Source organism: Pseudomonas sp. SDO55104_S430 (assembly GCF_054070595.1).
In genome coordinates, this window is the sequence record NZ_JBSVXG010000383.1 from 1 (window position 1) to 3,208 (window position 3,208).

Here is a 3,208-nt window from a genome sequence, read left to right on the forward strand (position 1 = left end):
GCGGGGCGTCAGGCTGCCAGCGTTATCGTTGGCGTCCATCGCGAGCAAGCTCGGCTCCTACAGAGAGCAGGTTGGGCATTACGCGCTTTGCTCAGCCAGCCACTTGCCCTGCGGCGTGCGGCTGGATCCGTTTTCGGCAACGAACTGGCCTTGCGGCGTGCGGTCGTAACCATCTTCGGCCAGGAAGCCGTTGACGCTTTGTTTCTCCACCGGCGTCAGTTGGAAGCAGGTGCTGCTGCCGCAGGCGTTCTGCTCGACGGCGGCGTTGGCGTGGGCTGCGGCGCCGGCGACGGTGAAGGCAATGGCGGTCAGGAATCGGCTGACGTTGATCATGGTTGTGTTCCTCGCTTGAAATGGGATGGCTAATCGCAGCACTCAGTTTTCCGAGGCGCAGTTGTCGGAAATCTTGCTGTAGTCCAGGACCTGGGTCTTGTTGTGCGAATCCAGGTAAGTCAGCTGCGCATTGACCACGCCACAGGAAGGCGCATCAGCTTCTTTGAGCGACACCACTTTCCTGATGTCCAGTTGGGTGCCGTAGGTGTAGGTCTTCTCGCTCACATCGGCTTCGGCGCGGGCCGACAGGGTGCAGATGTTCAGGGCGGCAAACAGGCAGGCGGCGTAGATGGCTTTGGTGTTCATGGCGTCGTCCTCAAGGTTTCAATAGGTCAATCGTTCTTTGGGCAGAGGCGGTTGGGCTTGCCTCGATGGAACCTATTTAAAACTCGCGAGGTATCGCGCATGTGTCGGGAAACTGCCTGTGTAAATCGGTACGTATCAGAACCGGCTCGGGATACAGAGCGATACAAACCGGCGCAAAATCCGCGTTTTTTTGTCCATGTGTATCCTCCGACAAGCCAGATACACTGCAATACAAACGCCGGCAGGCGTGGTCGCAAAGGCTCGATAGACTGTGCGCCATCCCCCACTTTCAGAGGCAGTCCCATGGAACACGTTGATCACATTCTCATCGTCGACGATGACCGCGAGATCCGCGAACTGGTGGGCAACTATCTGAAGAAGAACGGCCTGCGTACCACGGTGGTGGCGGACGGTCGGCAGATGCGCACCTTCCTCGAATCCACGCCGGTGGACCTGATCGTGATGGACATCATGATGCCGGGGGACGACGGCCTGATGCTCTGCCGCGAATTGCGCTCGGGCAAACACAAGGCCACTCCGATCCTGATGCTCACTGCCCGAAACGATGAAACCGACCGCATCATCGGCCTGGAAATGGGCGCCGACGATTACCTGGTCAAACCCTTCGCCGCCCGCGAACTGCTGGCCCGCATCAACGCCGTGCTGCGCCGCACGCGGATGCTGCCACCGAACCTGGTGGTGACCGAAACCAGCCGCCTGCTGGCCTTCGGGCGCTGGAAGCTGGACACCTCGGCCAGGCACCTGCTCGACAGCGACGGCACCATGGTTGCGCTCAGCGGCGCGGAATATCGGCTGTTGCGGGTATTCCTCGACCATCCGCAACGGGTGCTCAACCGCGATCAATTGCTCAACCTGACCCAGGGCCGCGACGCCGATCTGTTCGATCGTTCCATCGACCTGCTGGTCAGCCGCCTGCGCCAGCGCCTGCTGGACGATGCCCGCGAACCGGCCTATATCAAGACCGTGCGCAGCGAAGGTTATGTATTCTCCCTGCCGGTAGAAATCGTCGGAGCACCTGAATGAACTTTTCGCTGCGCTGGCCGCGCACCCTGGCCTCACGCCTGTCGCTGATTTTCCTGATCTGCCTGATCCTCGCCCAGGCGCTGTCCTTCGGTGCGCAGTATTACGAGCGCTACGAAAACGCCAAGAACACCATGCTCGGCAACCTGGAAACCGACGTCTCGACTTCCATCGCCATCCTCGACCGACTGCCAGCCGAGGAACGCCCGAACTGGCTGCGTCAGCTGCAACGCAACAACTACGGTTATCTGTTGAGTGCCGGCGAAAGCGGTACGCCGATGAACATGGAGATGCCCGATGCGCCCATCGCCATGGCCTCGATCATGGACGCCGTGGGCAAGGAGCATGCGCTGACCTTCACCAATATTCCTGGCTCGCGAAAACACTTCCAGGTGCATCTGAAGCTTTCTGACGGCAGCCCGCTGACCATCGACGTGTATCCGGCGATGATGCCGTTATCGCCGTGGTTGCCCATGGTCCTGCTCGGGCAACTGGCGCTGATGATCGCCTGCACCTGGCTGGCCGTATTGATTGCCGTCCGCCCACTGACCCGTCTGGTCAAGGCCGTTGATACCCTCGACCCCAACGCCCATCCGATACAGCTGGACGAAAAAGGCCCTACCGAGGTGGCTCATGCGGCCAGGGCGTTCAATGCCATGCAGGCACGCATCGCGTCTTATCTGAAGGAGCGCATGCAATTGCTGGCCGCCATTTCCCACGACCTGCAAACACCGATCACCCGGATGAAACTGCGCGCCGAATTCATGGACGACTGCCTGGAGAAAGACAAACTCTGGGCCGACCTGAGCGAGATCGAGCACCTGGTACGCGAAGGCGTCGCGTATGCCCGCAGCGTGCATGGCGCCACCGAAGAAAGTCGTCGCACCGATCTGGATTCGTTCCTCGACAGTCTGGTATTCGATTATCAGGACATGGGCAAGGAAGTTCAGTTGAGCGGCAAGAGCACCACCGTCCTCGACACCCGTCCCCACGCCTTGCGCCGGGTGCTGGTGAACCTCACGGACAACGCCCTGAAATTCGCCGGTGCGGCGGAGTTGCTGGTGGAGAAGAAGAATGACGGCAGCGTGTCGGTGAAAGTCATGGACCGCGGCCCCGGCATCGCCGAAGAGGAACTGGCCCAGGTGATGCAGCCGTTCTACCGCGTGGAAAGCTCACGCAACCGCGATACCGGCGGCACCGGCCTGGGTCTGGCCATTGCGCAGCAACTGGCGCTGGCTATCGGCGGATCGCTGACCCTGAGCAATCGCCAAGGCGGCGGCCTGTGCGCCGAACTCAAACTCCGCTGACGCCCCCCACCACTGTAGGAGCGAGCTTGCTCGCGATGGACACCCACGATGACGCTGGCGTCCTGACACTCCGCGTTGCCTGGTCCTCCATCGCGAGCAAGCTCGGCTCCTACACGGGCCTTGCGGTGTACGCCGACCAACTGTAGGAGCGAGCACGCTCGCGATGGTCGTCAACGATGACGCTGGCATCCTGACACCCCGCGGTGTCTGGTCCTCCATCG

At 61.1% G+C, this 3,208-nt stretch carries 4 protein-coding genes; 2 read left to right on the forward strand and 2 right to left on the reverse strand.

The window, feature by feature from the left end; all coding sequences use genetic code 11:
* Positions 1 to 78 precede the first annotated feature (78 nt).
* Together ACW9JE_RS29755 and ACW9JE_RS29760 are read right to left on the reverse strand one after the other, a co-directional pair.
* Positions 79 to 333: a hypothetical protein gene (locus tag ACW9JE_RS29755; protein WP_457434791.1), complete on the reverse strand. Its 255-nt coding sequence runs from the start codon at positions 331 to 333 to the stop codon at positions 79 to 81.
* Positions 334 to 375: 42 nt separating this feature from the next.
* Entirely contained in the window at positions 376 to 639 is a 264-nt protein-coding gene (locus tag ACW9JE_RS29760; RefSeq protein ID WP_224537927.1) for a DUF2790 domain-containing protein, read from the reverse strand.
* Positions 640 to 942: 303 nt separating this feature from the next.
* Here ACW9JE_RS29760 and ACW9JE_RS29765 point away from each other — a divergent pair, with 303 nt between their 5' ends.
* Both ACW9JE_RS29765 and ACW9JE_RS29770 read left to right on the forward strand, forming a co-directional pair.
* On the forward strand, positions 943 to 1,683 hold the full coding sequence (locus ACW9JE_RS29765) for a response regulator (RefSeq protein WP_224537928.1): 741 nt from the start codon (positions 943 to 945) through the stop codon (positions 1,681 to 1,683).
* Positions 1,680 to 2,987 carry an ATP-binding protein gene (locus tag ACW9JE_RS29770; protein ID WP_224537929.1) on the forward strand — a complete coding sequence of 436 codons (1,308 nt, stop codon included), beginning with the start codon at positions 1,680 to 1,682 and terminating at the stop codon, positions 2,985 to 2,987. Before ACW9JE_RS29765 ends, ACW9JE_RS29770 begins: the two co-directional genes overlap by 4 nt.
* Positions 2,988 to 3,208 lie beyond the last annotated feature (221 nt).

Coding starts and splice junctions, on each gene's coding strand:
- ACW9JE_RS29755 (WP_457434791.1), bottom strand. CDS start 333: ATGATCAACGTCAGCCGATTCCTGACCGCCATTGCCTTCACCGTCGCC.
- ACW9JE_RS29760 (WP_224537927.1), bottom strand. CDS start 639: ATGAACACCAAAGCCATCTACGCCGCCTGCCTGTTTGCCGCCCTGAAC.
- ACW9JE_RS29765 (WP_224537928.1), top strand. CDS start 943: ATGGAACACGTTGATCACATTCTCATCGTCGACGATGACCGCGAGATC.
- ACW9JE_RS29770 (WP_224537929.1), top strand. CDS start 1,680: ATGAACTTTTCGCTGCGCTGGCCGCGCACCCTGGCCTCACGCCTGTCG.